This is a genomic window from Pseudomonas sp. 14P5.3.2 (assembly GCF_057799175.1).
The window spans coordinates 109717-130829 of the sequence record NZ_JBYOKU010000016.1; the positions used below are offsets into that span (position 1 = coordinate 109717).

The following is a 21113-nucleotide window of genomic DNA, read 5'->3' on the forward strand; positions in this document are numbered from 1 at the left end:
AAGGTTCAGTGGCGATGTTCGCGGGTCACGCCGGCATCGAACTGCGCGACGATCTGTTTCCAGCCGGCGGCGGACAGCGCTGCGTCGGTCAGCTCGGCAGGCGTTTGCAGATCGGCGTCGCGGTTAAGCCAGATGTCCGGCGCGGCACTGGCGTCGGCGCTCAGCAACATCACGAACGAACCGGCGACGGCGGGCGACTGGCTGTGGCCGAAATAGGCGCTGTCCGCCAGTAACTGCCAGGCATGGCCGCCACGGCTGACCGAGCTGGCATCCTGAGCGAACGGGGCGAAACCTTCCTCGGCCAGATTTTGCGGGGTCGGCAGGCTTTGCTGTTCTTCACGCAGCAGGCGGATCTCGTCGAGGGTCACCCGCAGGTCGGCATAGATGCCTTGCTCGGCGGCACTCAGGTCGCGCCGTGCATCGAGTTGATGGCTGGAAACCGGCTCCGGCTCATGGGACACCCCGCGCCATGCCACCACTGATCCGGCGACGGCAAGGATCAGCAAACACAAGATCAGGACATTCAGGGTTTCATGCCCGGCGCCGGCCGGACGTACGACTTGGGTGGTGGGCGTGCTCATGGGGCCTCGATATCGGCTTGGTCGATTTCCACGACGTGCCCGGGGCCGGCGTCGAACAGCACATAAAACTCGGCCGCCGGTTTCTTGAAGGTCAGGCTCGAATCGGCGCCAAGCTTGCCCGGCACCAGAATGGTTTCGTCGTAACCGATCACGTCCAGGGTCACCCCCGGCGCGCCGCTGCCATCGGAAAAGCCGCCGGTGCATTTGATCTGCTCGGCGTCAACGGCTTTGCATTCGCACATCGGGTTATGGGCCAGGGCGCCGGCGCTGAAACCTGCGCACAGCATCAGCAACGCGGCGCGCAACCGCAGACGGGAAGGGCGTTGAACGCAGTTCATGGTTTGGCTCCTTGTTGGTTCAGCCAGGCGAGGGTCGCGGGGGAGGCCTGGCTCAGGGGAATCGAGGCCTGATGCATGCTGCCGTCCCAGCCTTCCATGGTGATCCACAGTTCGGCGTCGGGACGGGTCTTTTCCGGAATCGGCATTTGTGTGCCCATGCGGTACGGCGTACCGAAGAAGATAGTGCCAGCGGCGCGCAGGCTGCGCGGCTTGCCGATGCGCAGGTAGGTAGCCTTGACCTGATCGATACAGGCATCGCACAGGGCGGCGCTGAAATCCTTCATATAGCCGGCCGGTCCGGTGAGAGTCGGTGCTTCGTTGCGCAATTCGGCCAGTCGCAGGCTCCACGGGCCGACCTGGATGTTGCCAATCTCCCGTTGACCCAAACCGCTGTCGCCGCGAAACAGCGAAGCGTCGGCGAAGTACTTGGGCATGAAGCCCAGCGGAATCAGCAGGAGCAGAACATTGAGGTGAAAGCGCCATTGGTGCCAGAAACGGGCCAGTCGGGAGGGCGGTGTGATCGTGCCGGACTTGCTCACAGGCTCACCTCCGAAGGCACATGGGTACGGGCCGGTTGTGCCTGGATGCGGTTTTTCTTTTCCTCGCGCTTCAGCGCATTGGCGGTGGCCAGCGCCGTGCGCTTGGTCCAGATCAGCAAGCCGCTGAGTACCATCATGCTCAGCAGCAGGCCGAAGAAGAACCAGATCAACTTGATCCAGATACCGCCGAAATCACCCGTGTGCAGCGGTCGCATCGACTCGGTGACAAACTCCAGCGAGGAGCGATCGGACAGCAGGCGGGACGCGGCGATGTCGCCGTTGTACGGATTGAGCGTTGCGGTCTGGAACATCAGCGGATACCAGCCGCGACCGCCGACGCTCATGTGGCTGTAGGCGTTACCTGGAAGGCTGACGAAACTGGCCTCCAGCCCTGGGATCTTCTGCTGGGCGATCTCGACGGCGCGGTCCAGGCTGATACGCGGCGGTGGTGTGCCGGCGGTCGAAATCGGCACGCTCTCTCGGGACATGGCGGGAATGATCGGCTCACTGGAAATGGAGATCTGGTTATCGAACAGGATCGCGCGGATCAGGAACCAGATGCCGGTGATGGAGATCACCGCGATGAACCAGATCGACCAGATGCCGCACAGGCGGTGGAAGTCGCCCCAGAAGATCCGCGCGCCGTGGCGTATGCGCAGGGTCGGGCGCAGAAAACCTTTCCAGAATTTTTTGTAGACCACCAACCCGGTGATCAACGACACCAGCATCGGCACGCCAAGAAACGACACCAGATACCAGCCCCAACTGAAACCGTTGGTGAACGGCACCAGCCACCAGCCGTGCAGGGCGCGGGTGAACGCCTTGAAGTCGAAGCTGGGGGCGGTGCCCTGAATGACTCCGGTGTACGGATTGACATAGACCGTCAGCGAGCGACCGTCCGGGTAGCTGACTTCGACGTCCAGGGCAAAGTGCGACTCATCGGGACGGCTGATGCTTTGTACCAGGGTCTGCGGCTCGGCTTGTTTGATCGCCGCCAGTACCTGATCGTAACTGAGCAGCGGCGCGTCGTCCGATGGCGGGCTGGCGCGCATTTGCGGGTTGGCCAGCCAGACGATTTCCTGGCTGACCACCGCCAGCGTGCCAGTGACACAGACGATCAGGACAAAAAACCAGATCGGCAACGCGAGCCAGCTATGCACCAGGAACCACAGTTTCGAGCGGGATTTCTTTGACATGATTGCGCGTCTTGATTCGGTGAGAGGAGCCTCTGCTACGGGCTTCGCAGCATGGTTCTCCGTAAAAGGCGCGGTCGTGGCTGTTGCCTACGCGAACGGCCTGCATCTCTATAGGACGGATGAGCCGGACAAATCCCGAAAGACGATATGAAAGTAAATGTTTCGCAATTCCTCCCAGACGCCACCCCCCCCCTGTGGGAGCGGGCTTGCTCGCGAATGCGGTGGTTCATTCAATAAGGATGTCGACTGAGAGGACGCTTTCGCGAGCAAGCCCGCTCCTACAGGGGGTGTTTGGTGATCAGCCGATCAAACACGATTCATGAATGCCGCACTCACTGTCAGGCAATTGATGGCCGGTCGGCGCTCCCTATGATGGAGAGCACCGGATTTCCCTGAGTGAGCGCCTTGATGAGCCCCAGAACCCTCTACGACAAACACATCGATTCGCACACCGTGTGCCGCCTCGACGACCAAGGCCATGTGCTGCTGTATATCGACCGTCAGGTGATCAACGAATACACCAGTCCACAGGCATTCAGCGGTCTGCGCGCTGCCGGGCGCAAGGTCTGGCGGCCGGCCACGGCGCTGGCGGTGGTCGATCATGTCAATCCGACCACCCCCAAACGGGTGGCGGCGATGCCTGATGCGGGCGGTGCGCGGCAGGTGTCGTATCTGGCGGAAAACTGCCGGGACTTCGACATCGAACTGCTGGATATTCTCGACAAGCGCCAAGGCATCGAGCATGTGATCGCCCCGGAGCAGGGTTTCATCCTGCCGGGCATGGTCATCGCCGCCGGCGACAGCCACACCACCACGTACGGTGCGCTGGGGGCGTTCGGATTTGGCATCGGCACCTCGGAGATCGAGCATCTGCTGGCCTCGCAGACGCTGGTCTACAAGCGCCTGAAAAGTATGCGCGTGACGGTGGATGGCGAACTTGCGCCGGGGCTGACCTCCAAGGATGTGATCATGGCGCTGATCGGCAGGATCGGTGCGTCGGGGGCCACGGGCTATGCGATCGAGTTCTCGGGTTCGACCATTGATGCGCTGAGCGTCGAAGCGCGGATGACCATTTGCAACATGGCGGTCGAGGCGGGCGCGCGCGGCGCGTTCATGGCGCCGGACGAAAAAGTCTTTGCTTATCTCAACGGCAAACCGCGCGCGCCACAAGGCGAGCTCTGGGCGCGCGGCGTGGAAAAATGGCGTGAATTGCGCAGCGATTCCGGCGCCGTGTTCGACCGCGAAGTGTACCTCGACGCCAGTCTGCTGGAGCCGATGGTCACGTGGGGCACCAGCCCCGATCAAGCGGCGGCGATTGGCGCACGGGTGCCGGACCCGCAGACCATCGACGATCCGATCCTGCGTCAGGACATGCGCCGCGCCCTTCAATACATGGGCCTGGAGGCGGGGATGGCGCTGCGCGATATTGTCATCAGTCACGCTTTTATCGGCTCCTGCACCAACGCGCGCATCGAAGATTTACGTGACGCCGCCAGCGTCGTGCACGGGCGGCGGGTGGCCGGGCATGTGCGGGCGATGATCGTGCCCGGCTCCAGTGAGGTCCGCGCCCAGGCCGAAGCCGAAGGGCTGGCGCAGATCTTCATCGACGCCGGGTTTGAATGGCGCCAGTCCGGCTGTTCGATGTGCCTGGCGATGAACGATGACGTGCTGGCCCCCGGCGACCGCTGCGCCTCCAGCACCAACCGCAATTTCGAAGGCCGGCAGGGCGCGGGGGCACGCACGCACCTGATGAGCCCGGCCATGGTCGCCGCCGCGGCGATCAACGGCCACCTGACCGACATCCGCCACTTCGGAGAACGCCCATGAGCCTGCAACCCTTTACTCAGGTCAGCGGTCAGGCTGCGCCAATGCTCGCGGCCAACGTCGACACCGACGTGATCATGCCCAAGCAGTTTCTCAAGGGTATCGACCGTCAGGGTCTGGATCGTGGGCTGTTTTTCGATCTGCGTTTTCTTGCCGACGGCACGCCCAACCCTGAATTCGTGTTGAACCAGCCGGCCTGGCTGGGCGCGAACTTTCTGGTGGTCGGGCCGAATTTCGGCTGCGGTTCAAGTCGCGAACATGCGGTGTGGGGGTTGCAGCAAATGGGCATTCGCGCGCTGATCGGCAGCAGTTTTGCCGGGATCTTCTACGACAACTGCCAGCGCAACGGCGTGTTGCTGATCACTCTGGATGAGGCTCAAGTGCAGCGCATTGGCCGACTGGTGAGCCAGCCTGACATGGCGCAGATCAGTGTCGATCTAGAGGCCCAGCAGATTCGACTGGCGGACGGTGAAGTCATTGATTTCCAGATTGATGGCTTGCGCAAGACTGCGCTGTTGCTGGGGCTGGATGCGATTGGCAGTACCTTGCAGCGGCGTGAGCAGATCGAGGCGTTCGAGCGCGAACACCTGGCCGCCAACCCATGGCTTACCTGACACACCTTTGACCCTGTGGGAGCTGGCTTGCCAGCGATGAGGCCAGCACATCCAACATTTATATTGGCTGAGCTGACGCCTTCGCTGGCAAGCCAGCTCCCACAGGGTTTTGTGGTGTTTGGCTAGAGAGAAAGACCCTTGAAATGCCCCTGCAAAAACTCCACACACGCGCGCAGCTTGCCGGAGTTGGCCAGCCGCGTCGGGTACACCGCCCAGACATTGGCGCTCTGGCTGTAATCAGTCAGCACCGGCAGCAGTCGGCCCTGTTCCAGCAACGGTTTTACATCCCACAATGAACGCAGCAACACGCCGCGGCCGTCGAGCGCCCATTGCAGGACAATCTCGCCGTTGTTGGAAGATAACGGCCCACTGACCCGCACACTTTCCTGCGTGCCATTGCGGTCCAGATTCCAGACGCCGAAGGCGTTGTCGCGCTCCTTGATCACCAGGCAGTCGTGTTGTTGCAGATCGTCCAGGGTCTGCGGGGTGCCTCGGCGCTCAAGGTATTCGGGTGCGGCGCACAGCACACGGCGGTTGCTCACCAGTTGCCGGCCGATGTGCTGGCCGGGCAGGTCGTCGCCGACGCGGATTTCCAGATCGAAACCCTCGTTGACGATGTCCACTGCGCGGTCGAACAGGTCCAGGCGAATCTGCAATTGCGGGTGCCGTTCGGCCAGCCGCGAAACCGCAGGCGCCACATGGTTGCGACCGAAACCGAAACTGCTGCAGATGTGCAAACGCCCGCGCGGGCTGTCGTGGGCGTCGGCGAGGTCGTCGTGCAGTTGCTGGAAATCATCGAGGATGCGCAAGGCCCAGCGCTGCACCCGCTCGCCGTCCTCGGTCAGCGACACCCGGCGACTGGTGCGGTGCAGCAGGCGGGTGCCGAGGGTCGATTCGAGAATCTGGATGCGTTTGCTGACGTAGGCCGGGGACAGCCCCAATTCATCAGCGGCGGCGGCGAAACCGTTCTTGCGGATCACGGTCAGCAGCACGCGCAAGTCTTCGGGCAGGGGCACGGGGTCTTTGTTCTGGGACATGTGGGAACGAGCACTGGCGGCACAAGCCGCCAGCATAGCATCGGCCAGGAACGGCTCGGTTCAGCGCAGGAAATCCAGCGCCTCGGCGAGCAGCAGTTCCGGCACTTCTTCGGCCAGATAATGCCCGGCGGGCAGTGACTTGCCGCTGACGTTGGTCGCCACTTGCTGCCATTCCTTGAGCGGATCGAAACAGCGCCCGACCGTGCCTTGCGCGCCCCACAATACGCGTAGCGGCAGTTCAAGCTGATTGCCGGCGGCGATGTCGGCACGATCATGTTCCAGATCGATGCTGGCGCTGGCGCGGTAGTCCTCGCAGATGCCCCGGGCGCTGCCGGGACGTTGCAGGCAGCGCAGGTATTCGCCGAACGCGTGCTCGGTGAACGGCGCCAGTCCGGCGCTGCGGCTGCCCATCACACTGCGCAGATAGGCTTCGGGATCGGCTTCGATCAGGGTTTCCGGCAGCGGCGCCGGGCGGATCAGGAAGAACCAGTGCCAATAGGCGCGGGCGAACGCTTCGTTGGTCTGCGTGTACATCGCCAGGGTCGGGGCGATGTCCAGCAGCATCATCCGCTGCACCGCAGCGCGGTGGTCGAGGGCCAGGCGATGGGCGACCCGGGCGCCACGGTCGTGGGCCAGAATCGAAAACTGTTCGAACCCCAGTGACTGCATCAACGCGACGTTATCTCGGGCCATTTCGCGTTTTGAATAGTTGCGGTGTTGTTCATCGGCAGCCGGTCGGGCGCTGTCGCCATAACCGCGCAGGTCGGCGGCGACCACGGTGAAATGCTCGGCCAGTTGTTCGGCGATCTTGTGCCAGATCACGTGGGTCTGTGGGTGCCCGTGCAACAGCAACAGCCCCGGGCCGCTGCCGCCGAGGCGATAGGCGATGTCGACGCCGTTGACGTGGCACTGGTCTTTGACGAATCCGGCAAACATCGGGCTGATCCTTGTTCAGGTGCGGGTGGGATGCATCCTGAAAGTGTTCGGCATTCGGGGCAAGGGTTGAAGCGTGGTGTGGTGGTTCATGAAGTGTGATGTGTGTCGGCAGTGCCGGCCCCTTCGCGGGCAAGCCCGCTCCCACAGTGTTTTTCTGTGTGACACCCATTGTATAAACACCAGAGATCCCTGTGGGAGCGGGCTTGCCCGCGAAGAGGCCAGCCCAAACGCTGAAAATCTCAACCCTGACTGAACATCTCCATCGCCCGCTGCTTGATTTGCTCTTCCGTCAGATCCTCCTTGCGCGTGGCGAGAAACCACACGTGTCCATAGGGATCCTTCAGCGTGCCGCTGCGATCACCATAAAACTGATCCTTGACCTCGGACACCGCACTCGCCCCGGCATCCAGCGCTCGCTGAAAGGACTTGTCGACATCGGTGACATACAGATGCAGACCGACCGACACCGCGTTGTCCGGGCCGCTCAACGGCCCTTGATCGCACGGCGTACCGAGCATGATCGCGCTGTCGCCAATCCGTAGTTCGGCGTGGCCGATGCGCCCGTCGGGCATGTCCAGGCGCATGACTTGGGTCGCGCCAAAGGCTTTCTTGTAGAACTCGATGGCCTCGGCGGCCTTGAGGATGCCGAGGTACGGGGTAATGCTGTGATACCCCTCGGGAATGGGTTTGACGCTCATGACGTTCTCCCTGTTCTTTGTTTTCGGGGTGGAACTCCACCGGATTTGTGGAGGATTCACTATAGAACTGTCTGCGCGGCCAGCATTTTTCCCCGACGAGCCGTCAGTCCGGAAAATGCGCCCCTGGCCCCTGATCACCGAGTACATCGCCCTGGTTGCGCAACGGACAGGCCTCCATCGACAGGCAGCCGCAACCGATGCAACCGGTGAGCCGGTCGCGCAACAACGTCAGTTGATTGATTCGCTCGTCCAGTTCGCGGCGCCATTGTTCGGACAGGACTTTCCAGTCCGCCGCGGTCGGGGCACGGTCGTCCGGGAGGATTTTCAGCGCCTCGCCGATTTCTGCCAGCGGAATGCCCAGGCGCTGCGCGACCTTGATCAACGCCACCCGACGCAAGACTTCCCGTGGATAGCGCCGCTGATTGCCGGCATTGCGCTGGCTCTTGATCAGGCCTTTCGATTCATAAAAGTGCAGGGCAGTGACCGCGACACCGCTGCGCGCTGCGACTTCGCCCACGGTGAGTTGCTTGTGCAGGTTTTCCTTGGTGATCATTTTTGCAAAATGACTCTTGACCTTGACTTAACTAGAGGTTTTACCCTGCAGGCCTTCGAGTCGCAAGACTCGTCTTACGATGAGTGGGGACTTCTCATGCACACTTCAGCGAAAAATCGCAGTTTTACCCAGTTGATCGAATTCGAGATCGAGCCGCGCCAGCAACCGGCATTGGTCTCGGCGCTGTCGCAGCAGAGCGAACATCTGGCGCAGCGCTACGCAGGCTTCGTCAGCGCCAGCGTCCAGGTCAGCGACGACGGTCGGCGGGTGCTGAGCTTGCTGCAATGGCAGAGCCGTGAGGCAGGAGAGGCGGCGTTCTGTCGCTATGAAAGCGGCGAGCAGGATTTCTGGCAGTTGATCCGCGCCCATCAGGCGAAAACCGTGACCTTCAATTCATTTCAGGTGTTGAGCAGCATCGCCCGCAGTCATGACGATGCGCTGCACTGCAATCTGGTGGGCTAGATCGACAACTGGATCAGGCGTTCACCGTGCAGGTTCTCCGTGAGTCGCCGCTTGTTCACCGCCAGTTCGCCGATCTTGATCAAACGCGTGCGGGTGACGTTGCGGCTCAGACCGAGCAGCGCGGCGGTATGTACCTGGTTGTAATGGCAGAAGCGATAGGCGGCGCGCAGCAGGGCGTCTTCGACTTTTTCGTGGAGGGCGCCGGCCTGTTGTTCGAAGAGCTTTTGAAAGGCCCGCTCCAGCAACGCTTCCGGTGAGTCGTCGGTGCTCGACTGCTGATCGTCCGGGCGCTCGATGCGCAGGTTCGACAGGCGCAAATCGTCGCGCTCGATCACGCCGTTGCGGCAGATCAACAGGGTGTGGTGGATGACGTTTTCCAGTTCGCGAATATTGCCCGGCCAACTGTAGCTGCGCAGTTTCTGTTCGGCGCCGGGGCTGATGCTGACCCGTCCGTAACCCAGGCGCTGGCTGTAGGCCTCGATGAAATGCCGGGTCAGCGGCAGGATGTCACCGGGCCGCTCGCGCAACGGACTGAGTTCCAGATTGACCACGTTCAATCGGTAGAACAGGTCTTCGCGGAAGTTGCCGGCATTGATCGCTTTCTCCAGTTGCACGTTGGTCGCCGCCAGCACGCGCACATCGATCGGAATGCTTTTGCGCGAGCCGAGGCGTACCACTTCGCGCTCCTGCAACACCCGCAGCAACTTGACCTGAATCGCCATCGGCAAATCGCCGATTTCGTCGAGAAACAAGGTGCCGCCATCCGCCTCTTCGAACCACCCGGCCTTGGCGCTGAGGGCGCCAGTGAAGGCGCCTTTTTCATGGCCGAACAGCTCGGCTTCCACCAGCGATTCGGAGAACGCACCGCAGTTGACCGCGACAAACGGCCGATGCCGGCGGTGGCTCAGATTGTGGATATGCCGCGCCACCAGCTCCTTGCCGGTGCCGGTCTCGCCAATGATCAGCACGCTGGCTTCGCTCGGCGCGACCTGTTGCAGATGCGCGAGCAGGGCCTGGGACTTGGGGTCTTCGAAGACCTGCGCGGTGGCGCGGATCGACGTCGCCAGAGCGGGTGAGGGCGGAAGGGTCAGCAGTTGCATGGGACTCGCTCCATTAAAGGCAAGATCAGGAATAGAACGTCGGCACCGGCAGCGCCTGATTCAGCGCCCAGTCGCCCAGCTCATGAAGTTTGTAATCGAGCGGGTCGTGCAGGGTCTGCGTGCGCAGGTTGCGCCAGTGCCGGTCGAGGCGCAGCGAGGCGTGGGTCGAACGCGCGCCAGTGACTTCGAACAAGCGGCTGCAAATCTCCAGCCCCTGACGACTGGCGGCGACCTTGGCGGTGGCAATCGCCGTGGCCAGATGTCCACGTTCCTCTGCGGTCAGGTTCGGGCCCTTGGCCCAGGCCTCATCGAGCAGCGCGGCGGCCCGTTCGACCAGCAGGCGAATGCCTTCGAGCGCGACCCAGAACTCGCCGTAATGCGCGAGCACGTACGGGTCTTCACGCACATTGCGGGCTACGGATTTGTGCCAGAGACGGGTTTCGCTCAGGGTGTATTGCCGGGCTTCTTCAAAGGCACCTTCGGCGATGCCGAGAAACATATGGGTGAAGGTCAATTGCGCAATCAGCGGACGCAGGCAGGCGAACGGTGTGCTCAACGGGCCGGGATCAAGCAGCAGCTCGGACTCTTCGACCCGCACCCGTTCGAACGTGGCGCTGCCGCTGTCAGTCTGGCGCTGGCCGATGTTGTTCCAGTCGTCGTGCAGGGTGATGCCGCTGCGACCGCTGGGGATCGCCGCGATCAGCAATTTGCCGCCGGCACTTTCGTCGACGGCCGAGGCGATCAGCATCTGTGAATCGCTGGCGCCGGAACAGAAGCTTTTCTTCCCGGAAAACTCGCGCCAGCCGCCGAAGTCCTTGACCACCGTACGGGTGTCGAGCGGGTTGAGGGCGTTGCCCCAGAACCAGTTCTGTCGCGCGGTCTGTTCGAACCACGGCTGCCATTGTTCGGGCCGCGAGAACAGACGCACGGTGGCGAGCATCAGGTGATGAAAGCCGAAGACGTGGGCGATGGAACTGTCGACCTTGGCGAACTCGCGCACGATCTGCAGGGTTTCGCTCCATGTCGCGCCGAGCCCGCCGTAACGGGTGGGAATGCTCAGGGCCAGCAGGCCGCTGTCGCGCAGGGCATCGCGTTCGGCCTTCGGCGTGCCGCCGCGCTCGTCACGCTCGACGGCGGTGAGGGCGAATTCAGCGGCCAGCTGGCGGGCAGTCTGCAGCGGGGAGAGCAGGGTGCTTTGTGGTTTGGCGGTCACACGGTGTTCCTCAAAATCGATGCAATCCCCCCTGTAGGAGCGGCGGTGCGACGGTTCGACTTGCTCGCGAAGGCGTCAGTTCAGTCAATATTCTGGTGCCTGACACTCCGCCTTCGCGAGCAAGCCCGCTCCCACAGGGGATTTTGGTCAGGCCTTGGCTTGGCCGGGCAGCACATCGTTGGCAATCATTTCGCCAAACGGCCCGGTGAGGTTGGTCACGCCGCGTCCGGCCAGACTTGCGTACGGCTCGGGCAACAGCGGGAACACCAGTTCGGCAAAGCGGTACGCTTCTTCCAGATGCGGATAGCCGGAGAAGATAAAACTCTCGATACCGAGGTCGGCGTACTCCTTGATCCGCGCCGCCACTTGCTGCGGATCGCCCACCAGCGCCGTACCGGCACCGCCGCGTACCAGACCAACCCCGGCCCACAGATTGGGGGCGATTTCCAGGTTGTCGCGACGCCCGTCGTGCAACGCCGCCATGCGCCGTTGACCTTCGGAATCGAAGCGCGAGAAGGACTTCTGCGCCGCTTCGATGGTCTCGTCGCTGATGTGTTCGATCAGTTTGTCCGCAGCTTTCCACGCCTCTTCGGCGGTCTCGCGAACGATCACGTGCAGGCGAATACCGAACTTCACCTTGCGTCCATGCCGAGCGGCGCGCTCACGCACATCGGCGAGTTTTTCGGCGACGGCGGCGGGCGGTTCGCCCCAGGTGAGGTATACGTCCACCTGCTCGGCGGCCAGGTCGTGCGCCGCGTCGGACGAGCCGCCGAAATACAGCGGCGGATACGGTTTCTGCACTGGCGGATAGAGGGCCTTGGCGTTCTGTACTTTGAGGTGCTTGCCTTCGAAATTCACCGATTCGCCTTGCAACACGCGGCGCCAGATCTTGAGGAATTCGTCGGTGACTTCGTAGCGTTCGCTGTGGCTGAGGAAGCTGCCGTCGCCACGGTTTTCGTCAGGATCGCCGCCGGTCACCACGTTGATCAGCAGACGACCGTTGGACAGTCGATCGAGTGTCGCCGCCATACGGGCCGAAACGGTTGGCGAAATGATTCCCGGACGGATCGCCACCAGATAACGCAGACGTTCGGTCAACGGTACCAGCGCCGAAGCGATCACCCACGAGTCTTCGCAGGAGCGCCCGGTAGGAATCAGCACGCCGTGATAGCCGAGGCTGTCGGCGGCTTGCGCCACTTGTTTCAGATAATTCAGGGTGACCGGGCGCGCGCCTTGGGTGGTGCCCAGGTAATGGCCGTCGCCGTGGGTCGGCAGGAACCAGAAAACATCCATGAGCAGCTCCTTAAGCGATTTTCAGCAACGGTTTGATTTGCGTGCCGAACAGTGGCGCGGCGCGTTCGGCAGCCAGGCGAATCCGCGCTTTCAGCGGTTCGCTGGTGATCTGGTAATCGGCGAAGTCGGCCTCGGTGGCGTACACGCCAATGGGCAGGGTCACGGCCTGGAAGAAACTGAACAGCGGACGCAACTGGTGATCGAGCACCAGTGCGTGGCGCTCGCTGCCACCGGTGGCGGCGAGCAGCACCGGGGTGTCGATCAGCGCGTTGAGGTCGATCAGATCGAACAAATGCTTGAGCAGGCCCGGATAGGAGCCGCGATACACCGGCGCGGCAACGATCAGCAGATCGGCCTGTTCGATGGCTTGCAGTTCGGCTTCGACCTCGGCGCTCAGCTCCTGACGCGACAGAGCGCCGCCCAGTGGGCGGGCGATATCGCCGAGCTCGATCAGATGACTCTCGATCGGCAAGTGCCCAGCCAGTTCGGCCAACAGCGCTTGGGTCAGCACCAGAGTGCGCGATGGACGCCAGGTGCCGCCAGAGAGGGCGACGACTTTCAGGGGACGCGACATGATGAGTTCCTTTTTATCAACAGTTGCTCAGCGAGCAGTGAGTAAGTGCCAAGGCTTGAGCAAGCGCTGTACCAATTCCTGAGAGCCCCGGATTACCTGGGCTTGAGCGTTCTGGCGTGAGTCGGTTGTGCAGATATCAGACGGGTTTGTTGATCTGCTGTTGCCTGAGCAACAGTTGCTGGAGCAACAGTTGTTCGCCGCGTGCAGGGATTTATAGCGGCTGCTGGTTATTCCGTAAAAGAACGTTAATCGATATTTATAGATCGTTAGGAGATATGAGGGCGTTAAAGCTGAAATCCTGATAGCCACTATTGAGAGCGTTGATTTTTGCCCGCACGGGCGCGGGCGTAGCCTTTGTCCATCGACTACCACCGCTCGCCAGGACGCTCCCCATGAATCGTTTACTGACTGTTTCGCTGCTGCTCGCCGTCTCCGTACTTGCCGGTTGCGCGACCCACGTTTCCCCTGAACAACGGCCGTACACCGCCGAAGAAACCCGCGAACTGGCGATGGAAGCGCTGAACCGCAGCGGCTTGTCCTTCGACGAATATCACGCGAAGAAAGCGGCACTGCTGGGCGAATCGCAATTCGACAAGAAAGCTGAAATGAGCGCCGGACGTGCGATACAGCTGCACGGTCGTCCAAGTTAATCGAAAACTGTACTGCTCGTATTTTCGCGTAACTGTCCGTGGGTTTGCGGGCTGCCGTGCGATAGGGTCAACACCTGAATGACCCCCGACGGATTGCTCCCATGACCCTCTCGCTTGATCTGCTGTTGGGCTTTGCCCTGTTTGCCCTTGTCACCTCGATTACACCGGGGCCGAACAACACCATGTTGCTGGCATCGGGCGTGAACTTCGGTTTCAACCGCACCATTCCTCACATGCTCGGCATCACCTGCGGTTTCTTCGTATTGGTGGTCGCAGTGGGCTTTGGCCTCGGCGCGGTGTTCCAGACTTACCCGATTCTTTACACCGTGTTGCGCTATCTCGGTGCCGCGTATTTGCTGTACCTGGCGTGGAAAATCGCCCATTCGGGCCCGGTAGGCGAGGGCGTGGAAGGCGAGGCCAAGCCGATCAGCTATCTCGGTGCCGCCGCGTTTCAATGGGTCAATCCCAAGGCCTGGATCATGGCCATCGGTGCCATCAGCACGTACACGCCGATGCAGGGTTATTTCACCAACGTGGTGGTCATCGCCGCCGTGTTCGCCATCATCAACCTGCCCAGCGTCGGTGTCTGGGCGGCGTGCGGCACGCTGCTGCGCAATGTGCTGAAGGACCCGCGCTGGTTGCGCGTGTTCAACTGGGGCATGGCGGCGCTGTTGGTGATTTCGCTGTACCCGCTGCTTCTCGAAAGCTTTCACTGACGCATTGCTTCAACCGCCGGCCCGATGCCTGTTAAGCTCGACTTCAGGAGCGTTCCTACGCACTTTTAAATGAAGTTGTTCTTCTTTAACGGCATCCGATCAGGTATTGATGACGGTCTCGAACCCAGGCGCAGCTCACAAGGCTGCGCTGTGCCGTTTGCAGACACGAGCCTCCTGATCCCGGAACACGCTCTGCGAGTCTTTTATGAATAAACGTCCGTTGTATTTCGATTACGCCGCCACCACCCCGGTGGACGAGCGGGTCATTCAGGTGATGATCGATTGTCTGGGTTTTCACGGTAACTTCGGCAACCCGGCTTCCAGCTCCCACGCCTTCGGCCAGCAGGCCCGGCAAACGGTCGAGCAGGCCCGTCGGCAAGTCGCCGAACTGGTCGGTGCCGAGGCTGCGCAGATCGTCTGGACCTCCGGTGCCACCGAGTCCAATAACCTCGCCCTCAAGGGTGTGGCCCAGGCGCGCGGCGTTGCCGGTGGCCACATCATTACCAGTCAGATCGAACACAAAGCCATTCTCGATACCGCCCGGCAATTGCAGGATGCCGGCGTCGCGGTGACCTATCTGGTGCCGGACGCCGAAGGTCTGATCACCCCGCAAGCGGTCAGCGAAGCAATGCGCGACGACACCTTTCTGGTGTCGTTGATGCTGGTCAACAACGAACTCGGCACGCTCAACGATATCCCGGCCATCGGTGAAGTGGTGCGCGGCCGTGGGGCGTTTTTCCATGTCGATGCCGCTCAGGGCGCTGGCAAAGTGGCGATTGATCTGCAGCAGTGGCCGGTGGATTTGATGTCGTTTTCCGCGCACAAACTCTATGGCCCAAAAGGCATCGGCGCGTTGTATGTCGGCCCGCGCGCGCAACAGCGTTTGCAGGCGCAGATTCATGGCGGCGGCCACGAAGGCGGGCTGCGCTCCGGGACTCTGGCGACGCATCAGATCGCCGGCATGGGCGCGGCATTCGCCTTGGCGGCTGCCGAATTCGATGCCGAGAAAAAGTCCATCGTGGCGCTGCGTGAGCGGTTGCTTGAGCAGTTGCTGAGCCTGCCGGGCGTGCGCCTCAACGGCAGCGCCAGCCAGCGCATCGCGCATACCTTGAGCCTGACCTTCAGCGAAGGTGAGTTCAACAGTGCAGCCTTGAGCCATTCGATCGCTTTTTCCGCGACCTCGGCCTGTAATTCGGCCAGCAACACACCCTCTCACGTGTTGCTGGCGCTGGGGCACGACGCACGGCTGGCCGGTCGCACGATTCGCCTGAGCCTTGGCCGCTTCACCACCGCCGACGATATCGATCAGGCGGCAGAACTGATCAAAAGCGCCTGCGCCAGTGCCCCGGCATTCTGGGCGACAGGGCTTTAACCAGCCGTTTGTACGGCTACGAACAATAACGATGAAGTGATTGGCAGGAGACATGATGAGTACCCAGACTTTGACCGAAGGAACGGTTCCCCAGCGCCTGGCGCACACCCGTGAACTGATGCGCCGCGAAGGCATTCATGCGTTGCTGGTGCCATCGGCCGACCCGCATCTGTCGGAGTACCTGCCGGGCTACTGGCAGGGGCGGCAATGGCTGTCGGGCTTCCATGGTTCGGTCGGCACTTTGATCGTGACTGCTGATTTCGCCGGGGTCTGGGCCGACAGTCGCTATTGGGAACAGGCGACCAAGGAACTCAAGGGCAGCGGCATCGAACTGGTCAAGCTGCAACCGGGGCAGCCGAGCCCGCTGGACTGGCTGGCCGAGCAGACCCCGGAAGGTGGCGTAGTCGCGGTCGACGGTGCGGTGATGGCCGTGGCTTCGGCGCGCACCCTGAGCAGCAAGCTTGAAGCCCGCGGCGCGCGTTTGCGCACCGACATCGACCTGTTGAATGAAGTCTGGGCGGATCGCCCGAGCCTGCCGAACGCGCCGATCTATCAACATCTGCCACCGCAAGCGACGGTCAGCCGTGGCGAAAAACTCGCCAAACTGCGCGAGACCCTGCAGGAGCGCGGCGCCGATTGGCACTTCATCGCCACCCTCGATGACATCGCCTGGCTGTTCAACCTGCGTGGCGGCGACGTGTCGTTCAACCCGGTGTTTGTTTCTTTTGCGTTGATCAATCAACAGCAAGCAACACTGTTCGTGGCCTTGAGCAAAGTCGATGCCGAGCTGCGTGCGGTGCTGGAGCGGGACGGCGTGACCCTGCGCGATTACCGTGAAGTCGCCGACGCCTTGCGCGCTGTACCGAGCGGCGCGAGCCTGCTGGTGGACCCGGCGCGGGTGACCAGCGGTTTGCTGGATAACCTGGACAGTGCGGTGAAACTGGTCGAAGGCCTGAATCCGACCACCCTCGCCAAATCGCAAAAAAGCGAGGCCGATGCTCAGCACATCCGCAAGGCCATGGAGCAGGATGGCGCGGCGTTGTGCGAATTCTTCGCCTGGCTGGAATCGGCCTGGGGCCGCGAACGCATCACCGAGCTGACCATCGATGAAAAGCTCACCGCTGCCCGTGAGCGCCGTCCGGATTACGTGTCGCTGAGCTTCAATACGATTGCCGCGTTCAATGCCAATGGTGCAATGCCGCACTATCACGCTACCGAAGAAGAACATGCGGTGATCGAGGGCGACGGTTTGCTGCTGATCGACTCGGGAGGCCAATACCTCGGTGGTACTACCGACATCACTCGAATGGTGCCGGTGGGTACGCCGACGGCTGAGCAGAAGCGTGACTGCACTCGCGTGCTCAAGGGCGTGATCGCCCTGTCGCGGGCGCAGTTCCCGAAAGGCATTCTGTCGCCGTTGCTCGATGCCATCGCTCGCGCGCCGATCTGGGCGGAAAGCGTGGATTACGGTCATGGCACCGGTCATGGGGTCGGCTATTTCCTCAACGTGCACGAAGGCCCGCAGGTGATCGCCTATCAGGCAGCACCGGCACCGCAAACGGCGATGCAACCGGGGATGATCACCTCGATTGAACCGGGCACCTATCGTCCGGGTCGTTGGGGCGTGCGGATCGAGAATCTGGCAATGAACCGCGAGGCGGGGAGCAGCGAGTTTGGCGAGTTCCTCAAGTTTGAAACGCTGACCCTGTGCCCGATCGACACGCGTTGCCTGGAGCCATCCTTGCTGACGCAGGAAGAGAAGCAGTGGTTCAACGCCTACCATGCCGAAGTGCGTGAGCGTCTGAGTCCATTGCTTGAGGGGGCCGCGCTGGAGTGGCTGAACACGCGCACAGCGGCGATCTGAATGGTTGAAGCTCAGGCGCTATTGCCAGCGCCTGAGTTCTGCTGCTGATTCAGGCTTGGCGCAGGGCTTCTTCGACGAAGTCGAGCCGGTCCTGTCCGAAGAACATCTGGTTGCCGATGAACATGCTCGGTGCACCAAACACGCCGCGTTTTACCGCTGTCTCCGTATTCTCCTTGAGTACAGCCTTGACCGACTCGTCGTTGGTCAGGGCCAGTACTTCATCGGGGGCGAAGCCGTGTTCGCTCAATACCGCAGCGACGGTGGCCGGCTCATCGAGAGGGCGCCCCTCCACCCACAGCGCCTTGAAAAGACAATCGATAAACGCCTGAAAGCGTTCTGGCTGGTGCAGTTGTATCCCGGTGACGGCACGCATCAATGTCAGCGTGTTGATCGGGAAGTGCGGATTGAACTTGAGCGGCACGTCATAACGTTTGGCGTAGCGATCCAGATCCTGAAACATGTAGCGGCCCTTTGCCGGAATCATTGCCGGTGAAGCGTTGCCGGTCGCCTTGAACACACCGCCCAGCAGCATCGGGATGTAGATCAGTTGGCTGCCGGTCTGGGCACAGATCTTCGGCAACTGCGTGTAGGCCAGGTAGGTGGCAGGGCTGCCGAGGTCGAAATAGAACTCCACGGTTTTCGTCATCTTCGCTGCTCTCTGATTATTGTTATGGAGGAGGGGCTTACCAGCGTTCGTTCCAGGGGCGCAGGTCCAGCTCGAATGTCCAGGCATCCCGTGGCTGACTGTGCAGGTACCAATAGTTTTCGGCGATGTGTTCGGGGTTGAGAATGCCGTCCTGATCCTTGGTCGCGTACTTCTCGGGGAAACTGTTGCGGATGAAGTCGGTATCGATGGCGCCATCGACCACTACATGGGCGACATGGATGTTCATCGGGCCCAACTCGCGCGCCATGCTTTGCGCCAGTGCACGGATACCGTGTTTGGCGCCGGCAAATGCGGCAAATCCGGAAGCACCACGCAGCCCGGCTGTGGCGCCGGTGAACAGAATGGTGCCGCGTTTGCGGGTGACCATGCGCTTGGCCACTTCGCGGGCATTGAGAAAACCCGAGAAACAGGCCATTTCCCAGATCTTGAAATACTTGCGTGCGGTTTCTTCAAGAATGCTGCAAGGCACGTTGGCGCCGATGTTGAAGACAAACGCTTCGATCGGGCCGAGGCGGGTTTCGATGTCTTCAATCAGGGCAATGACGTCTTCTTCCTTGCGCGCATCGCAGGCAAAACCGTGTGCTTCGCCACCCTCGGCCTGAATCGCGTCGACTAGCGGCTGCAATTTGTCGGCGCTGCGGCGGGTGACGCAAGCGACAAAACCCTCTTTGGCAAAACGCTTGGCAATCGCTCCGCCCGTGGCATCACCGGCACCAACCACTAACACGACCTTCTTGTTATTCATGGGTGAATCCCTTTAGTAAACGATCGTTAAGTGAACGAACGTTATGCTAGGATCCGGATAACGTCAAGGCGGTCGATAAAGAGGGCAAGTACATGCGGTATTCCGCTGGTCACAAGCTGGAAACCCGAGAAAAACTGCTGAACAGCAGCGCGCTGTCAGCCAAGCGTTCGGGCTTTTCGACTGTCGGGGTCGATGGTTTGATGAAGGCTATCGGCCTCAGTGGCGCTGCTTTCTATAGTCACTTCTCTTCGAAAGACGCGCTGTTCACGGCCATCGTCGAGCGCGAACTGTGTCAAAGCCTGGAGCGACTCGGAGGGCAGGGAGCACAGGATCGTGAGCGGCTGGAGCGCTGTCTCAAACAATACCTGAGCATGGCCCACGTAGAGCAGCCAGAATCGGGCTGTGCCTTGCCGACGCTGGGCGCGGAAATTGCCCGTTCAGATGATCAGGTTCGTGAGCAGGCAGAGTTGTGGATTTGTCGGCTGCAAGCCAGTTGGGCACAGATTCTGGAGAGCGACAGCCTGGCATGGGCGATTCTGTCGCAATGTGTCGGGGCACTGGTGGTGGCGAGGATGCTGGTGACACCGGACATTCAACGGACGGTATTGAAGTCCAGCCATGAGGAGATCGGGCGTCAGCTGGCTGCTCGACGATGCGAGCAGCCAGAATGATTCATTTGCAGATGACGATCATGCTGCGGCTGGTATAGCCGGCCGGATTGAGACCGAATGGGTAGTCGCCTGGCTCTTCCACGGCGTCCCCTGATTTGGCGATGACTTTGTAGCCCTTTGGGGCGCAAGCATCGGCGGCGCTGGTGTAGCACTTGTCCCAAGAGGACGACAGCCCGGAACAGTTGATGTGCAGCCCTTTTTTACCGTGCTTCACCTGGGTCTTGGAGGTCGCTGCGCACCCCGCTACTGCCAATACAGCGATCAGTATCAAAATTCGTTTCATTACCGTCCTTATGGTAGCCGCGAGTCTGGCGCTCGGGTCTGCCTGTATTCGCCTGCGCTTTAAGCGGTTCGATATCCCTATCCGAAAAAATCCATGCCTGGCACTGAGTTAAGGGGCCTAAACATGGCCTAAATGAACGCCAATTGCCAGACCTTCGTCAAATCCTGTTTCAATCTGCCGCAATGGCGGGCTTGGCGGAACTGCCCATGGTCATGGTTGCTCCGACCGAGGCGAGAATAATGCAGAGGATCGCCATCCATTGTGACAGCGTGAGGTATTCCTGCAGAAACAACAGCCCCGACAGCGCACCAAAGGCCGGTTCAATGCTCATCAAGGTGCCGAAGGTGCGGGCTGGAATGCGGGTGAGGGCGACCATTTCCAGCGTATAGGGCAAGGCAGTTGAGAGGATGGCGACGCCGATGGCGACCGGAATCAGCGACGGGGTGAGTAGCGCTGCACCGGCATGCACGATGCCGATCGGGGCGACGAATAATGCGGCGATCATCACGCCGAGGGCCGCAGTCGTGACGCCGTTGTCGGCACCGGCCTTCTGGCCGAACAGAATGTACAGCGCCCAGCACACGCCGGCGCCCAAGGCATAACCGGCACCAACCAGATCAATTCCCGCTGATGTCGCTCCGGTCGGGATCAACAGCAGCAGGCCGACCGCTGCCAGGGCAATCCAGAGAAAGTCGATTGCGCGGCGCGAGGCATAAATGGCGACGGCCAGCGGGCCAGTGAATTCGAGTGCGACTGCGATCCCCAGTGGCACGGTGCGCAGTGACATATAGAAGAGGAAGTTCATCCCGCCCAGCGCCATTCCGTAAACGATCACCGTGCGCAAGGATTGAGCGGTCAGCCTGGCGCGCCACGGGCGCAGCAGCAACAGCATGATAACGCTGGCGAAAACCAGGCGCAGGGTGGTCGTCCCTTGGGCGCCAACCACCGGGAACATGCTCTTGGCCAGAGAGGCGCCGGACTGGATGGAAGCCATGGCGATTAATAACAGGCCAACCGGGAACAGCATTGAGGCCAGAGAGCGAGGTTGGTCAGTCATTGCGAGGCATCATCCGAAGGTGAGAGCAGGGTGTTGCTTTGGGTTTGGGCAATATACTGCTCATTCGCTGACACTGCGTCTATATATAAGCAGGCTTTTTCAGGGGCTCGACAGAAAACTGAAATTAACG

At 61.3% G+C, this 21113-nt stretch carries 24 protein-coding genes; 8 read left to right on the forward strand and 16 right to left on the reverse strand.

Going from position 1 to position 21113, the window contains the following annotated elements:
* Positions 1 to 5: 5 nt before the first annotated feature.
* Genes AC27VU_RS15315 through AC27VU_RS15330 form a run of 4 tightly spaced genes read right to left on the reverse strand, consistent with a single transcriptional unit; the run spans position 6 to position 2654 of the window.
* Positions 6 to 581, reverse strand: coding sequence for a DUF6162 family protein (locus tag AC27VU_RS15315; protein ID WP_488724372.1), 576 nt, complete (start codon positions 579 to 581; stop codon positions 6 to 8).
* Positions 578 to 919 carry a hypothetical protein gene (locus AC27VU_RS15320; protein ID WP_003226659.1) on the reverse strand — a complete coding sequence of 114 codons (342 nt, stop codon included), beginning with the start codon at positions 917 to 919 and terminating at the stop codon, positions 578 to 580. Before AC27VU_RS15320 ends, AC27VU_RS15315 begins: the two co-directional genes overlap by 4 nt.
* Positions 916 to 1458, reverse strand: coding sequence for a thiamine pyrophosphate-binding protein (locus AC27VU_RS15325; RefSeq protein WP_488724373.1), 543 nt, complete (start codon positions 1456 to 1458; stop codon positions 916 to 918). Before AC27VU_RS15325 ends, AC27VU_RS15320 begins: the two co-directional genes overlap by 4 nt.
* On the reverse strand, positions 1455 to 2654 hold the full coding sequence (locus tag AC27VU_RS15330) for a PepSY-associated TM helix domain-containing protein (protein ID WP_488724374.1): 1200 nt from the start codon (positions 2652 to 2654) through the stop codon (positions 1455 to 1457). Before AC27VU_RS15330 ends, AC27VU_RS15325 begins: the two co-directional genes overlap by 4 nt.
* A gap of 408 nt (positions 2655 to 3062) precedes the next feature.
* On the opposite strand from AC27VU_RS15330, the gene leuC reads away from it, so the two are divergent.
* Both leuC and leuD read left to right on the forward strand, forming a co-directional pair.
* Entirely contained in the window at positions 3063 to 4481 is a 1419-nt protein-coding gene (leuC, locus tag AC27VU_RS15335; RefSeq protein ID WP_488724375.1) for a 3-isopropylmalate dehydratase large subunit, read from the forward strand.
* Positions 4478 to 5092 carry a 3-isopropylmalate dehydratase small subunit gene (gene leuD, locus AC27VU_RS15340; RefSeq protein ID WP_488724376.1) on the forward strand — a complete coding sequence of 205 codons (615 nt, stop codon included), beginning with the start codon at positions 4478 to 4480 and terminating at the stop codon, positions 5090 to 5092. The genes leuC and leuD overlap by 4 nt, the downstream gene beginning before the upstream one ends.
* A 122-nt stretch (positions 5093 to 5214) precedes the next feature.
* Here the strand turns inward: leuD and AC27VU_RS15345 are convergent, their stop codons facing one another.
* From AC27VU_RS15345 to soxR, 4 genes are all read right to left on the reverse strand, one after another.
* The gene (locus tag AC27VU_RS15345; protein WP_488724377.1) at positions 5215 to 6165 is read right to left on the reverse strand and encodes a LysR substrate-binding domain-containing protein; all 951 of its coding nucleotides are present in this window, start codon (positions 6163 to 6165) and stop codon (positions 5215 to 5217) included.
* Positions 6166 to 6189: 24 nt separating this feature from the next.
* On the reverse strand, positions 6190 to 7065 hold the full coding sequence (locus tag AC27VU_RS15350; protein ID WP_488724378.1) for an alpha/beta fold hydrolase: 876 nt from the start codon (positions 7063 to 7065) through the stop codon (positions 6190 to 6192).
* A gap of 239 nt (positions 7066 to 7304) precedes the next feature.
* Complete coding sequence (locus tag AC27VU_RS15355) at positions 7305 to 7763, reverse strand: VOC family protein (protein WP_003226653.1); 459 nt, start codon at positions 7761 to 7763, stop codon at positions 7305 to 7307.
* Positions 7764 to 7866: 103 nt separating this feature from the next.
* Positions 7867 to 8316, reverse strand: a complete 450-nt coding sequence (gene soxR / locus AC27VU_RS15360; RefSeq protein WP_488724379.1) for a redox-sensitive transcriptional activator SoxR — start codon at positions 8314 to 8316, stop codon at positions 7867 to 7869.
* 96 nt (positions 8317 to 8412) lie between these two features.
* Here soxR and AC27VU_RS15365 point away from each other — a divergent pair, with 96 nt between their 5' ends.
* Entirely contained in the window at positions 8413 to 8778 is a 366-nt protein-coding gene (locus AC27VU_RS15365) for an antibiotic biosynthesis monooxygenase (protein WP_488724380.1), read from the forward strand.
* Here the strand turns inward: AC27VU_RS15365 and AC27VU_RS15370 are convergent.
* From AC27VU_RS15370 to msuE, 4 genes are all read right to left on the reverse strand, one after another.
* Entirely contained in the window at positions 8775 to 9878 is a 1104-nt protein-coding gene (locus AC27VU_RS15370; RefSeq protein ID WP_488724381.1) for a sigma-54 interaction domain-containing protein, read from the reverse strand. The genes AC27VU_RS15365 and AC27VU_RS15370 overlap by 4 nt on opposite strands.
* 25 nt (positions 9879 to 9903) lie before the next feature.
* Positions 9904 to 11091, reverse strand: coding sequence for an acyl-CoA dehydrogenase family protein (locus AC27VU_RS15375; protein WP_103486592.1), 1188 nt, complete (start codon positions 11089 to 11091; stop codon positions 9904 to 9906).
* 147 nt (positions 11092 to 11238) lie between these two features.
* The gene (gene ssuD, locus AC27VU_RS15380) at positions 11239 to 12384 is read right to left on the reverse strand and encodes an FMNH2-dependent alkanesulfonate monooxygenase (RefSeq protein ID WP_488724382.1); all 1146 of its coding nucleotides are present in this window, start codon (positions 12382 to 12384) and stop codon (positions 11239 to 11241) included.
* Between the two features lie 10 nt (positions 12385 to 12394).
* On the reverse strand, positions 12395 to 12958 hold the full coding sequence (msuE, locus tag AC27VU_RS15385) for an FMN reductase (protein WP_086794354.1): 564 nt from the start codon (positions 12956 to 12958) through the stop codon (positions 12395 to 12397).
* A gap of 392 nt (positions 12959 to 13350) precedes the next feature.
* Here msuE and AC27VU_RS15390 point away from each other — a divergent pair, with 392 nt between their 5' ends.
* From AC27VU_RS15390 to AC27VU_RS15405, 4 genes are all read left to right on the forward strand, one after another.
* Positions 13351 to 13608 carry a hypothetical protein gene (locus AC27VU_RS15390; RefSeq protein ID WP_041069780.1) on the forward strand — a complete coding sequence of 86 codons (258 nt, stop codon included), beginning with the start codon at positions 13351 to 13353 and terminating at the stop codon, positions 13606 to 13608.
* A gap of 101 nt (positions 13609 to 13709) precedes the next feature.
* The gene (locus AC27VU_RS15395; protein WP_003226640.1) at positions 13710 to 14324 is read left to right on the forward strand and encodes a LysE family translocator; all 615 of its coding nucleotides are present in this window, start codon (positions 13710 to 13712) and stop codon (positions 14322 to 14324) included.
* Positions 14325 to 14529: 205 nt separating this feature from the next.
* On the forward strand, positions 14530 to 15696 hold the full coding sequence (locus tag AC27VU_RS15400; protein ID WP_488724383.1) for an aminotransferase class V-fold PLP-dependent enzyme: 1167 nt from the start codon (positions 14530 to 14532) through the stop codon (positions 15694 to 15696).
* Positions 15697 to 15751: 55 nt separating this feature from the next.
* The gene (locus AC27VU_RS15405; protein WP_400497920.1) at positions 15752 to 17560 is read left to right on the forward strand and encodes an aminopeptidase P family protein; all 1809 of its coding nucleotides are present in this window, start codon (positions 15752 to 15754) and stop codon (positions 17558 to 17560) included.
* Positions 17561 to 17609: 49 nt separating this feature from the next.
* Here AC27VU_RS15405 and AC27VU_RS15410 read toward each other — a convergent pair whose 3' ends face one another.
* Positions 17610 to 18206: a 2-hydroxychromene-2-carboxylate isomerase gene (locus tag AC27VU_RS15410; protein WP_488724384.1), complete on the reverse strand. Its 597-nt coding sequence runs from the start codon at positions 18204 to 18206 to the stop codon at positions 17610 to 17612.
* Between the two features lie 37 nt (positions 18207 to 18243).
* Positions 18244 to 18972 carry an SDR family oxidoreductase gene (locus AC27VU_RS15415; RefSeq protein WP_103486598.1) on the reverse strand — a complete coding sequence of 243 codons (729 nt, stop codon included), beginning with the start codon at positions 18970 to 18972 and terminating at the stop codon, positions 18244 to 18246.
* A 92-nt stretch (positions 18973 to 19064) separates the two neighbouring features.
* Here AC27VU_RS15415 and AC27VU_RS15420 point away from each other — a divergent pair, with 92 nt between their 5' ends.
* Positions 19065 to 19643 carry a TetR/AcrR family transcriptional regulator gene (locus AC27VU_RS15420; RefSeq protein ID WP_045122561.1) on the forward strand — a complete coding sequence of 193 codons (579 nt, stop codon included), beginning with the start codon at positions 19065 to 19067 and terminating at the stop codon, positions 19641 to 19643.
* Between the two features lies 1 nt (position 19644).
* On the opposite strand, the gene AC27VU_RS15425 is transcribed toward AC27VU_RS15420, so the two are convergent.
* Together AC27VU_RS15425 and rhtA are read right to left on the reverse strand one after the other, a co-directional pair.
* Positions 19645 to 19926 (reverse strand): hypothetical protein, encoded by a 282-nt coding sequence (locus AC27VU_RS15425; RefSeq protein WP_003226635.1) that lies wholly within the window; start codon positions 19924 to 19926, stop codon positions 19645 to 19647.
* Positions 19927 to 20095: 169 nt separating this feature from the next.
* Positions 20096 to 20983 carry a threonine/homoserine exporter RhtA gene (gene rhtA, locus AC27VU_RS15430; protein WP_003226634.1) on the reverse strand — a complete coding sequence of 296 codons (888 nt, stop codon included), beginning with the start codon at positions 20981 to 20983 and terminating at the stop codon, positions 20096 to 20098.
* Between the last annotated feature and the right edge of the window lie 130 nt (positions 20984 to 21113).